The organism is Mesobacillus sp., assembly GCF_047739415.1.
Lineage (GTDB): Bacteria > Bacillota > Bacilli > Bacillales > Cytobacillaceae > Mesobacillus.
The window spans coordinates 17,714-31,887 of sequence record NZ_JBIQOE010000168.1; the positions used below are offsets into that span (position 1 = coordinate 17,714).

The 14,174-nt window shown below is 40.0% G+C and carries 15 protein-coding genes; 13 read left to right on the plus strand and 2 right to left on the minus strand.

Translation table 11 applies throughout. The features are described from left to right. Window positions 1-374 precede the first annotated feature (374 nt). The 13 genes from ACH0QE_RS13130 to ACH0QE_RS13190 all read left to right on the plus strand — a co-directional run bounded on the left by ACH0QE_RS13130 (window position 375) and on the right by ACH0QE_RS13190 (window position 13,290). Entirely contained in the window at window positions 375-1,859 is a 1,485-nt protein-coding gene (locus ACH0QE_RS13130) for a peptidoglycan DD-metalloendopeptidase family protein (protein ID WP_415801080.1), read from the plus strand. A gap of 274 nt (window positions 1,860-2,133) precedes the next feature. Continuing rightward, window positions 2,134-2,844: a response regulator YycF gene (yycF, locus tag ACH0QE_RS13135; RefSeq protein WP_415801081.1), complete on the plus strand. Its 711-nt coding sequence runs from the start codon at window positions 2,134-2,136 to the stop codon at window positions 2,842-2,844. 8 nt (window positions 2,845-2,852) lie between these two features. After that, complete coding sequence (gene walK, locus ACH0QE_RS13140) at window positions 2,853-4,673, plus strand: cell wall metabolism sensor histidine kinase WalK (protein WP_415801082.1); 1,821 nt, start codon at window positions 2,853-2,855, stop codon at window positions 4,671-4,673. Continuing rightward, entirely contained in the window at window positions 4,670-5,983 is a 1,314-nt protein-coding gene (locus ACH0QE_RS13145) for a YycH family regulatory protein (RefSeq protein WP_415801083.1), read from the plus strand. The genes walK and ACH0QE_RS13145 overlap by 4 nt, the downstream gene beginning before the upstream one ends. Further along, window positions 5,970-6,764 carry a two-component system regulatory protein YycI gene (locus tag ACH0QE_RS13150; RefSeq protein ID WP_415801084.1) on the plus strand — a complete coding sequence of 265 codons (795 nt, stop codon included), beginning with the start codon at window positions 5,970-5,972 and terminating at the stop codon, window positions 6,762-6,764. Before ACH0QE_RS13145 ends, ACH0QE_RS13150 begins: the two co-directional genes overlap by 14 nt. A gap of 6 nt (window positions 6,765-6,770) precedes the next feature. Continuing rightward, window positions 6,771-7,565: an MBL fold metallo-hydrolase gene (locus ACH0QE_RS13155; RefSeq protein ID WP_415801085.1), complete on the plus strand. Its 795-nt coding sequence runs from the start codon at window positions 6,771-6,773 to the stop codon at window positions 7,563-7,565. A 187-nt stretch (window positions 7,566-7,752) separates the two neighbouring features. Continuing rightward, window positions 7,753-8,988, plus strand: a complete 1,236-nt coding sequence (locus ACH0QE_RS13160) for a S1C family serine protease (protein WP_415801086.1) — start codon at window positions 7,753-7,755, stop codon at window positions 8,986-8,988. 130 nt (window positions 8,989-9,118) lie between these two features. Continuing rightward, window positions 9,119-9,280 (plus strand): CxxH/CxxC protein, encoded by a 162-nt coding sequence (locus ACH0QE_RS13165; RefSeq protein WP_084135407.1) that lies wholly within the window; start codon window positions 9,119-9,121, stop codon window positions 9,278-9,280. 100 nt (window positions 9,281-9,380) lie between these two features. Next, complete coding sequence (rlmH, locus tag ACH0QE_RS13170) at window positions 9,381-9,860, plus strand: 23S rRNA (pseudouridine(1915)-N(3))-methyltransferase RlmH (protein ID WP_415801087.1); 480 nt, start codon at window positions 9,381-9,383, stop codon at window positions 9,858-9,860. Between the two features lie 651 nt (window positions 9,861-10,511). Further along, window positions 10,512-11,525 carry a multicopper oxidase domain-containing protein gene (locus tag ACH0QE_RS13175; RefSeq protein ID WP_415801088.1) on the plus strand — a complete coding sequence of 338 codons (1,014 nt, stop codon included), beginning with the start codon at window positions 10,512-10,514 and terminating at the stop codon, window positions 11,523-11,525. A 13-nt stretch (window positions 11,526-11,538) separates the two neighbouring features. Beyond that, window positions 11,539-12,708, plus strand: coding sequence for a ZIP family metal transporter (locus ACH0QE_RS13180; protein WP_415801089.1), 1,170 nt, complete (start codon window positions 11,539-11,541; stop codon window positions 12,706-12,708). Window positions 12,709-12,813: 105 nt separating this feature from the next. Beyond that, window positions 12,814-13,035, plus strand: coding sequence for a helix-turn-helix domain-containing protein (locus tag ACH0QE_RS13185; RefSeq protein ID WP_415801090.1), 222 nt, complete (start codon window positions 12,814-12,816; stop codon window positions 13,033-13,035). A 63-nt stretch (window positions 13,036-13,098) separates the two neighbouring features. Continuing rightward, window positions 13,099-13,290: a twin-arginine translocase TatA/TatE family subunit gene (locus ACH0QE_RS13190; RefSeq protein WP_415801091.1), complete on the plus strand. Its 192-nt coding sequence runs from the start codon at window positions 13,099-13,101 to the stop codon at window positions 13,288-13,290. Between the two features lie 235 nt (window positions 13,291-13,525). Here the strand turns inward: ACH0QE_RS13190 and ACH0QE_RS13195 are convergent, their stop codons facing one another. Both ACH0QE_RS13195 and ACH0QE_RS13200 read right to left on the minus strand, forming a co-directional pair. Continuing rightward, window positions 13,526-13,726: a hypothetical protein gene (locus tag ACH0QE_RS13195; protein WP_415801092.1), complete on the minus strand. Its 201-nt coding sequence runs from the start codon at window positions 13,724-13,726 to the stop codon at window positions 13,526-13,528. A gap of 14 nt (window positions 13,727-13,740) precedes the next feature. Then, window positions 13,741-14,067, minus strand: coding sequence for a YnfA family protein (locus ACH0QE_RS13200; protein WP_415801093.1), 327 nt, complete (start codon window positions 14,065-14,067; stop codon window positions 13,741-13,743). Window positions 14,068-14,174: the final 107 nt, after the last annotated feature.

Here is a 14,174-nt window from a genome sequence, read left to right on the forward strand (position 1 = left end):
GAGCGTGTCATATGACATGCTCTCTTTTTTTTGTAACATTCATGTAACATAACGTTAAATTACCTATTTTTAACATGTTTGTGTTGCTATTAACAACATTGTTCAATAACTATGTGCCTAAAGTAGGAGAATACCCTGATATTACTAGGTTTTCGACTCATTTCAAAACTTCAGGATAGGAAAATAATCTGATATGAAATTCCATTTAACTGACAAAAATCGTAATAAAATGTCAGCTATTATACATTTTTGTTACATAATGAAGACTAGTCTTCCCATCGATACATTATATGGTAAAGTATAAAGGTACAATTATCAGATAATAGTTATTTAGAACTAGACTAATAGTGTTTGACCGTTGTAGGAGGATCAGGATGAATAATTTAAAACATAGGCTGTCCAATCTTGCCGGCAAAACATCTAGAGAGATGAAGCCAGCATTAAAAAAGTCAATCATGGTAGCGGTAACTGTAGCTGCGTTGTCTTTTGGTGCAGGAAATGCTGCACTTGCGGCGGATTCTGAATTAACAACTTTGTATCATGTATATGTAAATGATAAATTTATAGGAACTGTAGCAGATAAAGCACAAGTAGAACAGCTGGTAGAAGATAAGTTGACATCCGTGAAGAAGGAATACGCGGATCTTGATGTTGAACTTGGGTTAGACGTATCTTTTATTCCTGAGCAAGTGTTCAGCTCGGCTGCAAATGCAAATACAAGTGAAGTAATAGAAGTGCTTAAAGACGAGATGACTGTCCAGGCCGAAGCGACAGCTCTTGTAATGGGTGATCAGCCAATAGCATATGTAAAAGATGCTGAAGCCGCAAAAGAAGTACTTAGGACATTAATGCTAGAATACGTTACTGAAGAAGAGTTAGCCGAAGTGGAGAGTAGAAAAGAATCTCCTAATCTACCAGTACCCGAAGTAAAAGAAAATGAAACTCGTTTATTAGACGTCCGTTTCACTCATGAAGTTTCAAATTCGGATGAAAAAGTTGATCCTGAAAAAGTACTTTCTGTAGAGGAAGCAATCCAGTACCTTAAAAAGGGTACTTTAGAGGAACAGAAGTACCAGGTTAAAGAAGGGGATGTATTGGGGAGCATCGCAAATGCTCACGATCTGACGCTTGCTCAATTACTTTCTTTAAATGCAGGATTTGATGAGAATACCGTACTGAAGCCAGGCCAAGAGCTAAATGTGACTGTCTTGAAGCCATTCGTTGAAGTCGTGGTCAACCGCCAGGTTTACGAACAAAAAGAAGTGCCTTTCGAAAGAGAAGTCAAAGAAGATTCTTCCATGTTCAAGGGAGATACGAAGACAATGCAGGAAGGCCAGCTTGGTATGAAGGGCGTCACCTCCTCGCTGACTGAACAAAATGGCAGGGTAATCAAAAAGGAAGTCATCAAAGAAGCCGTACTTAAAGAGCCTGTGAAGGAAATCATCATCAAAGGAACAAAAGTTGTTCCTTCACGTGGAGATGGAACGTTCGTATGGCCGACAAATGGAGGATATATATCCAGCCGCCAGGGCTATCGCTGGAGCAGGATGCATAAAGGAATCGATATTGCAAGACCAAGCAACTATACTATCAAGGCTGCTGATAATGGGAATGTAGTATATGCCGGTAACAAGGGCGATGGATATGGCAACAAAATCATCATCGACCACAATAACGGCTACCGCACTATGTATGCCCACCTTGCATCAATCTCAGTAAGCGTAGGCCAGACAGTTTCCCGCGGTTCGAGTATCGGGATCATGGGAACAACAGGTAATTCCACTGGTATCCACCTGCATCTTGAAGTATATCAAAATGGAAAGATTATCGATCCACTTTCTAAACTAAATCGAAAGTGATTCCATTTTTAAAAAAGTCTCTAGTCAAACTAGAGACTTTTTTCATTAGATTTGCATTTGAAAAAAACATTATAGGTTACGCGCAATCATATAAAGCCAGTTATTTTTATATTATGGGCAGGATTGGTACAATTGGGAAGAGAAGAAAAGAAGTTATATAACAGAAAAATTCAGTTTTTCACTGATTTACAGTAAAATAGATAAGATAGCATGTTAACACAGAAAAGATTCATTAATATACGATTGTTAATTTGGCTTAAAAAGGAGAATTGGTATGGAGAAAAAAATCCTGGTAGTAGACGATGAAAAACCAATTGCAGATATTCTACAGTTCAACTTGAAAAAAGAGGGTTACGATGTTTACTGTGCATATGATGGAAACCAGGCAGTTGAAATGGTAGAGGAAATTCAGCCAGATTTAATCCTGCTGGATATCATGCTGCCGATGCGTGATGGCATGGAAGTCTGCCGTGAAGTCCGTAAAAAATATGAGATGCCGATTATCATGCTGACTGCTAAAGACTCTGAAATCGATAAAGTTCTTGGACTTGAGCTTGGAGCAGATGACTATGTCACAAAGCCATTCAGCACAAGGGAATTGATTGCCAGGGTAAAAGCAAACCTGCGCCGTCATCAGCAGAATGCGATCAGAGAGGATGAACAGGAAGAGTCAAATGAAATTTCGGTGGGCTCCTTGACGATCCATCCTGATGCATATGTTGTCTCCAAAAGAGGAGAGACAATTGAATTGACGCATCGTGAATTCGAGCTTCTCCATTATCTTGCCAAGCATATTGGACAAGTCATGACAAGGGAGCACCTGCTGCAAACGGTTTGGGGCTATGACTACTATGGAGATGTCCGTACAGTAGACGTAACTGTAAGACGTCTGCGCGAAAAAATTGAGGATAACCCTAGCCATCCGACATGGATCGTGACAAGACGAGGAGTAGGATATTATTTAAGAAACTCTGAGCAGGAGTAAGGACAGAGATGAAAAAGGTAGGTTTCTTTCGCTCTATTCATCTTAAATTTGTGATTATATATGTGTTGCTTATTCTCGTTGCCATGCAAATCATCGGAGTTTACTTTGTCCGCAAACTTGAGACGACCTTGATGACGAATTACCAGGAATCTGTAAAGTCCCGTGTGGACCTGCTGGTTTATGATATACAGGAAGAGATGGTCAAGGAGCGCGGGAAGGAAGATCCCACGAAAGAGGAAGCGATCAGGCAAATCTTGAGAGATTTTAAAGCCAATGATATTTCCGAAATTCGAGTAATAGACGGAAGCAGTTTTAAAATACTTGGAACATCAAGCTCGAGCAATCAGGGGATGGTGGGACAGAGGACTCCAGACGCCAAGATTAAGCGTTCGATCATACTTGAAGAGGATGAAGACGTCATCCAGTTGAAAGCGAACGAAAGAGTTTGGGTTCTGTCAACGCCTATCATGCATAACGGTGAAGCGATAGGTGCTGTCTATCTTGTAGCCAATATTAAAAATATCTTTGACCAGATGAATGATATAAATAAGATCCTGGCTACCGGAACAGCCATTGCCCTGATTTTCACAGCCATTTTGGGAGTCTTGCTGGCACAGACGATCACGAGGCCGATATCCGATATGCGCAAACAGGCGCTGGCCATGACGCGCGGCAATTTTTCCAGAAAGGTTAAAGTGTATGGTTACGATGAAATTGGCCAGCTTGCGATCACTTTTAACAACCTTACGAAAAAATTGCAAGAGGCACAGGCAACAACTGAAGGGGAAAAAAGAAAGCTTTCCTCTGTCATTTCCTATATGACCGACGGTGTCATTTCCACAGACCGCAAAGGGCGTATTATCCTGATTAATGACCCTGCTGTACAGATGCTTGGTGTTCCACGTGAAACAGTCCAGTCACAGCCATTGGTTTCTGTACTTGGTCTGGATGAAAATTATACTTTTGAAGATTTACTGCAGGAGAAAGAGTCAATCGTCCTTGATTACAGTACGAAAAGCAAGCCATTTATCCTTCGGGCAAACTTCTCTGTGATTCAGAAGGAAAGCGGCTTTGTGAATGGATTGATTGCCGTTCTTTACGATATTACGGAACAAGAAAAAATTGATATGGAGAGACGTGAATTCGTTGCGAATGTTTCCCATGAACTGCGGACTCCGCTGACAACGATGCGCAGCTATCTTGAGGCGTTAGCGGAAGGTGCCTGGAGGGATGAGGAAATCGCTCCAAATTTCCTTGAGACTACCAGAGGTGAAACAGAGCGGATGATCCGCCTTGTTAACGATTTGCTGCAGCTTTCAAAACTTGATAGTGTAGATTATCGTCTTTCAAAGGAATGGGTTAATTTCCCGGTCTTTTTTAACAGGATCATTGACCGATTCGAAATGACGAAGGAACAAAACGTTTCTTTCAAAAGGGAAATCACGGAGAATGCGATTTTCGTAGAAATAGATGAAGATAAGATTACTCAAGTACTCGATAATATCATTTCTAATGCCATGAAGTATTCGCCTGAGGGCGGGACAATCACATTCAGAGTGAGAGAACTGGATGACCAGATTGTCGCAAGCATCTCGGACGAAGGTGTAGGGATTCCGAAAGATAATCTTGATAAAATCTTTGACCGTTTTTACCGTGTCGATAAAGCCAGGACAAGAAAACTTGGCGGGACAGGCCTTGGACTGGCCATTGCCAAGGAAATGGTCAATGCCCATGGCGGCAGAATTTGGGCAGAAAGTGTAGAAGGCAAGGGAACAACCGTTCAATTTACTCTTCCTTATGACCGGAGTGCAGAGGATGATTGGTCATGAAATATGAAAATATAAAATCTGTTATTTTAGCATTTCTCGTCGTTCTGAGTGGTTTATTAACCTGGAATATTTGGACATACCAGCCGGATTATGAGTTAGTCAACGACCAAAAAACGGTTGAAGAAGTGAATATTGCTACACAGAAGGAAATTAAGAAAATCGTTAAGCCGCACCAGATTATTTATCATGTAGGCGGGAAACAGTTTGGTTCTGTAGACAATGGCTATATTGATAATATCATTGGTGTCATTTCAAAATGGAAGTACTTTGATATGGAACAGTATCCCGGGCGGATCAGTGAATTTAATGAAAAAATAGCCCTGGGAGACAATACCGAGATTATTTTTCCAGATGAGGTACCAATTGAACTCTATAAAAGAGTATTGAATATTGACGAGAAGGATATCCCGAAGTTTGACTTCGACCGGATCATCATCAATTCAGAGACACAGCAGAAACAAGAGGGAATTGTCTATTTTTACTCGCAAAAAAACCAGGAAGTCTATGTCAGCAATGTAAGTCCTTCCTATATCAATAGTTTTACTAACAAATACTATGATTCTGCCAGAAGGCTGACGCCATATTTCCTTTATAACGTTTCAGACATAAGGAAAATCTATCTGCCAACCGAAGAAGTGAAAATGGTGATGCATACTTATTACCAGAATCCATTGGATTCAGAACAGTTCAAGGATGCGCTATTCGCGGATCCGAGCTTTGTTCAGCGCAGCATGGTTGAGGGCGTGGAGGAATACACCGATGCTGCCAGCAAAATGATCGTGGATACGCAAACAAATATGATTAACTATGTGAATCCTGTGAGGTCCGGTGATTCTGTTATCGGAACGAACAATGTTTTGCAGAAAAGCATCGAGTTTGTGAATAGTCATGGCGGCTGGACGGAGACTTATCGTTATGTTTATAAGGATGATTTTAACCAGAATGTTCTATTCCGTCTCTACAGCAAGGAAGGATATCCTGTGTTCAACCAGATAGGAATGTCCGAGATTTATCAACAGTGGAGACAATCGGAAATCAGCAGATATGTACGCCCTGGATTCCATCTGGAGCTGCCTTTGAATCCGGATGTCGTCACAAAGACATTGCCGTCAGGATATGAAGCGCTGGAATACCTGCAAAGCAAGAAGGATTTTAAGCTGGAATTGCTTCAAAACCTTATGCCAGGCTATTACATGACCCAGGGACCAGAAAACTCATTGATCCTGTTGGAGCCAGGCTGGTTTTATTTATACGATCAGCAATGGCGGCAGCTGATATGGGAGGAGGAATTGAATAATGGATTGGAGTAGGATCAAGACAATCTTTATTCTCACGTTCCTCGTCCTTGATGTTTACCTTGTATATCAGTTCATGAACACGAGGGATGCTGCCCAGTATGAAATTCCAAAGGAAGCGACCCTGGAGGAAAAGCTGAAGAACGATGATATCACTTATGTTGAACTTCCTGATGTTAAAAAGAAAGAGCAGTATCTTAGTGTCAGGACGAAGGTTTTCACAACCGAGGAGATGGCCAAGACCAAAGGACAGACAGTCAGTCTGGGGGACGGGACTTCTATTGAAGGAAAGCTTGAAAAGCCTTTTAAATTAACAAGCAAGTTCCAGCCAGCTGAACTGTCTGATTTTATAAAAACAAACATTTTCGCTGGTGAACAGTATAAGTTCTGGAATAAGAATGATGAAGAAAAAACGATCACCTATTACCAGGAATATGACAACAAGACATTTTACTATAACAGCAATGCGAAACTAACTTTCTTCTTCAATGAAGATAATGAAGTGACTTCGTATAAACAAACGTATGTGGAAATCATCGATGAACTCTCGGATGCAGAAGAATTGCTGCCTCCATTAAGGGCGCTGGAAACTCTGTATAAAAAAGGTTTAATCAAGCCAAAGAGTGAAATTACTGATTTTGAATTAGGATATTCGACTCTGGTTTCACTGACTGCATCACATGTAGTGACACCGACGTGGCGGATTGAAGTCAATGGCGAGGAGAACCTTTTTGTACATGCATTCGAAGGTCGGGTCATCCCGTTGTCTGACGGTGAAAATAAAATTACGGAGTGAAGAGATATGAGTTTGCATTTTAGTGTTCTCGCTAGCGGGAGTACGGGAAATGCGATCTATGTGGAGACGGAGGGCCAATCCTTTCTGGTGGATGCTGGATTGAGCGGCAAACAGATGGAGGCATTATTCAAGCAAATTGGCCGTGAAATGAAGGACCTCTCTGGTATATTAGTGACGCATGAACATAGCGATCATATAAAAGGCATAGGAATCGTTGCCCGTAAGTATAAGCTGCCAATCTACGCGAATGAAAAAACATGGAAAGCGATGGACGGCTTGATTGGGGAAGTCCCGCTTGAGCATAAATTTTCTTTTGATATGGAAACCGTGAAAACATTCGGCGGCCTGGATATCGAATCCTTCGGTGTCTCACATGACGCGGCCGAGCCGATGTTTTACGTCTTCCATAAAGACGGCAAAAAGCTGGTGCTTATCACAGACACAGGCTATGTCAGCGACCGGATGAAGGGGATCATCTCCAATGCTGATGCCTATGTGTTTGAAAGCAACCATGACGTCCAGATGCTTAGGATGGGAAGGTACCCTTGGAGTGTCAAGCGCCGGATCCTTAGCGATTATGGCCATGTCTCGAATGAGGATGCCGCAGTCGCGATGAGTGAAGTAGCAGGAGATAAAACGAAGCGGATTTATCTTGCCCATTTAAGCACGGATAATAATATGAAGGACCTTGCAAGGATGTCAGTCAGCCAAACCTTGGAAGGAAGGGGCATCTTAGTGGGAGAACAATTCGATTTGATCGATACAGATCCGAAGACTCCGACCCCTTTGACAGCAATCTAACTTGTTTATGGCAATGAATTTATAGGTAAAGGAGTAAAGGCATTTGGATTAGATTGCCTTTGCTCCTTTTTATTTTTCAAAAGGAAACAGATGGGCTTATGATTTAGAAAATATCGTCATTGATAGTATAATAATCTGTATAAGAATAACTAAAGTATCTATTGGTCAATGAAAGGATTGGTGGACATTGGGTTATTATGATCAGGATTATCAAAGCCGGTATAAACCGCAAAACAGCAGGAAAGGCGGCTTTTTCTGGGCCAGCCTGGCAGGCGCAATCATAGGTGCATTATTGGTGATCTTCTCGATTCCCTTTTTATCTAACTTGGATGTGCTGCCATACAAAATTGAACCTCATAATCAAACAACGGCAACTGACGAAGAGTCTTCTGAAGAAAATGAAGAAGGCGATACCACTAAAAAAAATGTATCGATTGATGTTTACTCGCAAATTACTGAAGCAGTAGACAAGGCTGGAGATGCAGTAGTCGGCATTACAAATATCCAGGAAAGCACGAGCTTCTGGGGTCAATCCCAGGAATCAGGCGGAACAGGATCGGGAGTTGTTTATAAGAAGGCAGGGGACAAAGCCTATATTGTCACAAATCATCATGTCGTGGCAGAAGCTTCCGAGCTTGAAGTGAGCCTGAGTGATGGCACAAAAATTTCTGCCAGACTTTTAGGAAGTGATATCTGGACTGATTTGGCCGTGTTGGAGGTTCCAGCTGACCAAATTAAAGTTGTAGCCGAATTTGGCAACTCTGACAAGCTGAAACCCGGTGAGCCAGTCATTGCAATCGGTAATCCACTCGGACTTACTTTTTCAGGATCCGTTACACAGGGGATTATCTCTGGTTTAGAACGTGCCATTCCAGTCGATATCAATCAGGATGGAACTCCAGATTGGCAGGCAGAAGTTTTACAGACGGATGCAGCCATTAATCCCGGCAACAGTGGAGGAGCTCTGATTAATATCGACGGCCAGGTGATTGGCATTAACTCAATGAAAATTGCTCAGAGTGCTGTAGAAGGTATTGGTTTATCTATTCCAATTAATTATGCTGCACCAATAATAGATGACTTAGAGAAGACTGGAGAAGTAAAACGTCCATTCATGGGTGTCGAATTAGCTTCCGTAAATGAAATTTCAGCCTACCACCAGGAAAACACGTTGAAGCTGCCGAAGGAAATTAACTATGGTGTCGCAGTTAGAGGCGTACAGCCAAATTCTCCTGCAGCTCAGGCTGGATTGAAGGAGTATGACGTCATTGTGGAAATGGATGGCGAGGAAATCCGGGATGTTGTTGACTTGCGCAAGCACCTTTACAATAAAAAGAAGGTTGGCGATGACATGCAGGTCAAGTATTATCGAAATGGCCAACTGGAAGAAACAACAATGAAGTTAGGCGGAGAAACATTATAGGAGTTGTGGATAATGACAGGAGGCGAAATGCTTCCTGTTTTTTTGTGTTAAAATGGTCTTTGTGGATAAATTTAAAAGTGAATTTAAGCAAATGATAATCATATAAAAAGAAGCTGAAAGGATGAGTGTTATGAAGTATTGCTGCGGTGAACATGTAGAATTAGCGCTGGATGAAGCGGTTGATGAGTTTGAGGTAGCACCACAATTAACTAAGTTAGAGTCTGTTGATAAGTCTGAGTTTGTCTGTGGATACTGTGGACAACCTGCTGTATATATTGTGGCGAACGAATGATCGCCTACTAAATGTGGATAGTGATGTGAATATGTGGATAACTATTGTGGATATCTTGTTTGTAAACTGTTTGTAATCTGTTTGTAAAGTGGGGATGACTGTGAATATCTCAATCGTGACGGTGGGAAAATTAAAAGAAAAATACCTGAAACAGGGGATTGAGGAGTACCTAAAACGACTCGGAAGCTATGCAAAAGTGGAAGTCATCGAAGTACCTGATGAAAAAGCACCGGAAGAATTGAGCGAAACTGAAATGATTCAGGTAAAGCAAAAAGAAGGAGAGCGCATCCTTGCAAAAATCGGCTTAGATACATATGTCATCGCTTTAGCCATTAATGGAAAACTCAAATCATCAGAAGAGCTCGCAGATACTCTCGATAAACTAGCGACGTACGGAAAAAGTAAAATCGCTTTTGTCATCGGCGGATCTCTTGGACTGAGTGATGAAGTTTTGAAAAGGGCTGATGAGCAGTTAAGCTTTTCGAAGATGACCTTTCCCCACCAGCTGATGCGGCTGATTTTGGTAGAGCAGATTTATCGTGCTTTTCGGATTAATCGTGGTGAACCGTATCACAAGTGACGGTAAAGCAGTTTTGAAGTAATTCTAGATAGTTCATTATTAAAACTACTCCGAGTGTAAAACGGCAGAAATACTGCCGTTTTATTTATTTCTCAATATCTTGGTTAATTCGTGAACTTCAAATATTCACAGTACTTTTTGTAGGCTAAAATACATTGTTATTTAACAGAACACTGGTTTTCCTGCAGGCTTTTTCTTTGCTCAGTATCTCTTATGGAAATATCTTTTTTTATTTTATTTTGATGTAGTCCATGTCAGAAGATGACTAATTAGTATGGTCCTATATTATTTATTAGGCCATTAGACGGCAGCAATTCCTGATCTTCTTAATAATTTTAATTAAGTTGTGATTAATAAAACTTTATTACAAACTTTTTGACAATATGAACATATACACATATAATGAAATAAAAGTTGCCCTGGGCAAAATTTATAGTGTAGGGGAAAAATAGATGGCTTGGACTAAAAAAAGTTTGCTCGAGGGTGTGAAAAACGATTTAAAAAATTTAATCTTACTTTAGAACGAACAATGCGAAGAAAGTTGCTTGATTTGGGTATTGTGCCAGTTTAATAATTTGACAGATTTTAAGCAACAACAGGAAATTGAGCGTAGAGGGAACAGAAAGTCAGTAACTTATGGGAGGGTTATACATGTCCGTAAACGACAAAGTATCAAGACGGGATATACTAAAAATAGGTTCAGCCGGGGCTATAGGGCTTGCAGGTAGTTATTTTTTAAATAAAATGACACCTCTAACTCCAACGGTAAAAGCTGAATCTAAGGGTAAAAATGATCATGCTAATATGAACCATAATAATATGACTGACTTAACTAAGACATCCGGTTATAAAATGGCTGAAAGATTACTTACTACATTCGATTATGGAAAAGTCAGTGTGCTGCCAAATGGCCAAACCCTACGAGAGTATGAAGTAGTTGCTGTTGACAAGGAAATTGAGATAGCAAAGGGTATTAAGTTTCCGGGATGGACATATAACGGTACAATTCCTGGCCCTACTTTTAGATGTACGGAAGGGGACTTACTTCGTTTTCATTTTTTCAATAAGGGAAGCCATCCTCACTCTATTCACTTCCACGGCATCCATCCTCCAGAAATGGATGGTCTGGATCCAATTTACCCAGGGGATAAATTTACTTATGAGTTTGAAGCCAAGCCATATGGAATGCAGGTATACCACTGTCACGTATTGCCACTTGCCCGTCATATTCATAAAGGGTTATATGGGAATTTCATAATTGATCCGAAAAAACCTAGAGAAGAAGCTCTTGAGCTGAACATGGTCATGAATGGATATGATTTAGATTTAGATGGAGAAAATGAGTTTTACACCGTAAACGGGTATGCTTTTGCCTTCATGAACCATCCAATTAAAGTGAAAAAAAATCAACTAGTCCGTATCTACCTAAGTAACTTGACGGAGTTTGATTTAATTAACTCTTTCCACCTCCATGCTAACTATTTTACTTATTATCCGACTGGAAGAAGTGACAACCCCTCTCAATTTACAGACACCATTATGCAATGCCAAGGAGAGCGTGGCATTCTGGAGATGCGCTTTCCTTATCCAGGAAAATATATGTTCCATGCGCATGTAAGTGAATTTGCCGAATTGGGTTGGATGGGATTTTTTGAAGTAGAATAATGGGGGGAAGACAATGAAGATTAAGTTGATTTTTACTGTGTTAATTCCTATGGCTTTGCTGTTTGGAGTCATAGGTTGGATTTTTGCAAATGGTGCAGGAGTCGAGAAAGAGCCAGCTGCTCCTATTGAAGTATTAAATATTGAGAGAATCATCGTAACGAAACTTGGTTTTGAATTAAAGGTAAGCAATACCGGTCCGGAAACGTTAACTATAGCCCAGGTGATGGTGGATGACTCTGTTTGGAATTTTAGTGTTTCACCTGGCGCTACTCTAGAACGTTTTGATAAAGCAACGGTAAAAATCAATTATCCATGGGTTCAAGGAGATCCCCATGTCATTAAACTGATTACTGAAAATGCTATCATTACAGAAGGTGAGGTTGCCGCAGCAACACTTACTCCACAAGCTAATTTTAACAACTTTTTAAATTACGGATTAATTGGATTTTATGTTGGAATTGTACCGATAGGGCTCGGTCTATTGTGGTTTCCGTTTATGAAGAGGTTTAGAAGAAAAACGATTAATGCTATTCTTGCGCTCACTGTGGGTCTATTGCTTTTCTTATTTGTTGGTACGTTAGCTGACGGATTTGAGATCGGAGCAGAGGCTCCTTCAGTATTGCAAGGAAACATGGTGGTTATCATCGGAGCATCACTGACCTTTTTACTATTGATAGGCTTTGATCAATATCAAATTAAGAAAAAAGAATCAAAAGGGTATACACCTTTTGCTATGTCGCTCTTAATGGCAACAGGAATAGGCCTCCACAATTTCGGAGAAGGTTTGGCAATCGGGTCCTCTTTTGGACTTGGAGAAGCTGCTTTGGGAACATTCCTTATTATTGGCTTTACACTTCATAACATTACTGAAGGAATTGGTATCGCAGCACCATTGCTCAAAACGAAGCCTAGGATAAGAGACTTTTTGTTGCTTGGTACAATTGCCGGCGGCCCTGCAATTCTAGGAACTTGGTTTGGCGGATTTATTTTCTCACCAATAATGGGAGCTCTATTCTTAGGAATTGGAGCAGGGGCGATTTTGCAAGTTATTTATGTTATTACAAAAATGCTCATTGAAGATCATCGAACACATAAGGAACAATCTGTTTCATGGTTGAACCTTTCTGGATTTACCATAGGTTTGTTAATTATGTACTTTACTGCTTTTTTTGTTAAGTTCTAACCTTGATACTATGGATGGACTTTATGGCCTTCCTTACTCAAGTTATGTTTCTAGTTTACTTAGGACCAACTGCTGCTATGACAACTAAAAGGGAGAGTCACTAAAATGAGCCTCGATGAACAAAAAAGTAAATTTGGAGTATGGTTTGATAATCAAAAAGATATAACAAAATCTGAGTTGGAAAAAGCAACTAACCTAAGTAGCGGTACCATCTTGAAACTATTCAGAGATTCAAAATATCGCCCGCGGTTTTCTACTATATATAAAATCAATCAAGGGTTAAAAAGGCTCGGTAAGGATCTGAATCTTAACGAATACTTTTACTAAATGAATTCAGACCTTGCTCTGTATATAATCGGAAATTAATAATGTTTTCTAAGGGGTGAATTTATGCTTCAAAACATTGGAATACCAGGATTAATATTAGTTTTAGTGATTTCCCTTATAATATTCGGTCCTTCTAAGTTACCCGAAATCGGGAAAGCGTTTGGCTCGACATTAAGAGAATTCAAGAAGTCTACTAAAGATATCATGTCGGATGAAACAATTGAGGAAGCAGCTAAAGATAAACCCAATAAATGAAATCAGAAAGGGATATTGTAGTTACTTTCCTGCGTCTATATAAGAAAACTAACTTACCGTCAATGAATTGAAAAAGATGCTATATGAGTCCATCAATAAAGAACTATAGTGAAAAAGCGGTTAGATTTTCCTAACTCTAATCGCTTTTTCATAACTTTACAATTATGGATAAATTTTTATTTGTTTTTAAAGATGTTAACTAAAGAGTAACCTACTCTTTTTGTAAAGGCATTTGTCAGCCGCCTTCAATACAAGTTGCAATAGAACTTCCTACAATAGAATTTAGTTCTTGAAGCAAAAAAATCAAAAGGTCATTGTTGACTAGCTTTTCCAACGATTGGTTTACAATAGGAATATTATACTTTGTAAAAACCACGGCTGTATTTTCCCAAACATCGACAATTTCTTTTGGTGACATATTAGCTTGTATGACCATCAAAGATTCTCCTTCTATTGGCGTGGTGAAAATAGCATTACTGAAACGCCAAGAATACATATTCCTGCACCTAACCAATCGTATAAATCAGGTGTTTTTCTATCAATTCCCCATCCCCATAAAACGGATAAGACAATAAACACTCCACCATAAGCAGCATAAACTCTGCCGAATGAAGGAAATGTCTGAAATGTAGCTATAACACCGTAGAGAGCTAAGGCAATCCCGCCAGCTAATCCCCAGTAATATGGTTTTCCTTCTCTTAACCATAGCCAAATTAAGTAGCCTCCGCCAATTTCAGCTAAACCAGCAAGAAGAAACAATATGATTGCATGAAAAATTCTAATCACTTCCTAAACCAATTAACTTTTTGGCCTTCCTTTTAAAGTATCTATTATCCTTCGAATAAAAACTGACGAAACAATACACCAATTACTTGGATGTTTAT

Coding starts and splice junctions, on each gene's coding strand:
- ACH0QE_RS13130 (WP_415801080.1), top strand. CDS start 375: ATGAATAATTTAAAACATAGGCTGTCCAATCTTGCCGGCAAAACATCT.
- yycF (WP_415801081.1), top strand. CDS start 2,134: ATGGAGAAAAAAATCCTGGTAGTAGACGATGAAAAACCAATTGCAGAT.
- walK (WP_415801082.1), top strand. CDS start 2,853: ATGAAAAAGGTAGGTTTCTTTCGCTCTATTCATCTTAAATTTGTGATT.
- ACH0QE_RS13145 (WP_415801083.1), top strand. CDS start 4,670: ATGAAATATGAAAATATAAAATCTGTTATTTTAGCATTTCTCGTCGTT.
- ACH0QE_RS13150 (WP_415801084.1), top strand. CDS start 5,970: ATGGATTGGAGTAGGATCAAGACAATCTTTATTCTCACGTTCCTCGTC.
- ACH0QE_RS13155 (WP_415801085.1), top strand. CDS start 6,771: ATGAGTTTGCATTTTAGTGTTCTCGCTAGCGGGAGTACGGGAAATGCG.
- ACH0QE_RS13165 (WP_084135407.1), top strand. CDS start 9,119: ATGAAGTATTGCTGCGGTGAACATGTAGAATTAGCGCTGGATGAAGCG.
- ACH0QE_RS13175 (WP_415801088.1), top strand. CDS start 10,512: ATGTCCGTAAACGACAAAGTATCAAGACGGGATATACTAAAAATAGGT.
- ACH0QE_RS13180 (WP_415801089.1), top strand. CDS start 11,539: ATGAAGATTAAGTTGATTTTTACTGTGTTAATTCCTATGGCTTTGCTG.
- ACH0QE_RS13185 (WP_415801090.1), top strand. CDS start 12,814: ATGAGCCTCGATGAACAAAAAAGTAAATTTGGAGTATGGTTTGATAAT.
- ACH0QE_RS13190 (WP_415801091.1), top strand. CDS start 13,099: ATGCTTCAAAACATTGGAATACCAGGATTAATATTAGTTTTAGTGATT.
- ACH0QE_RS13195 (WP_415801092.1), bottom strand. CDS start 13,726: ATGGTCATACAAGCTAATATGTCACCAAAAGAAATTGTCGATGTTTGG.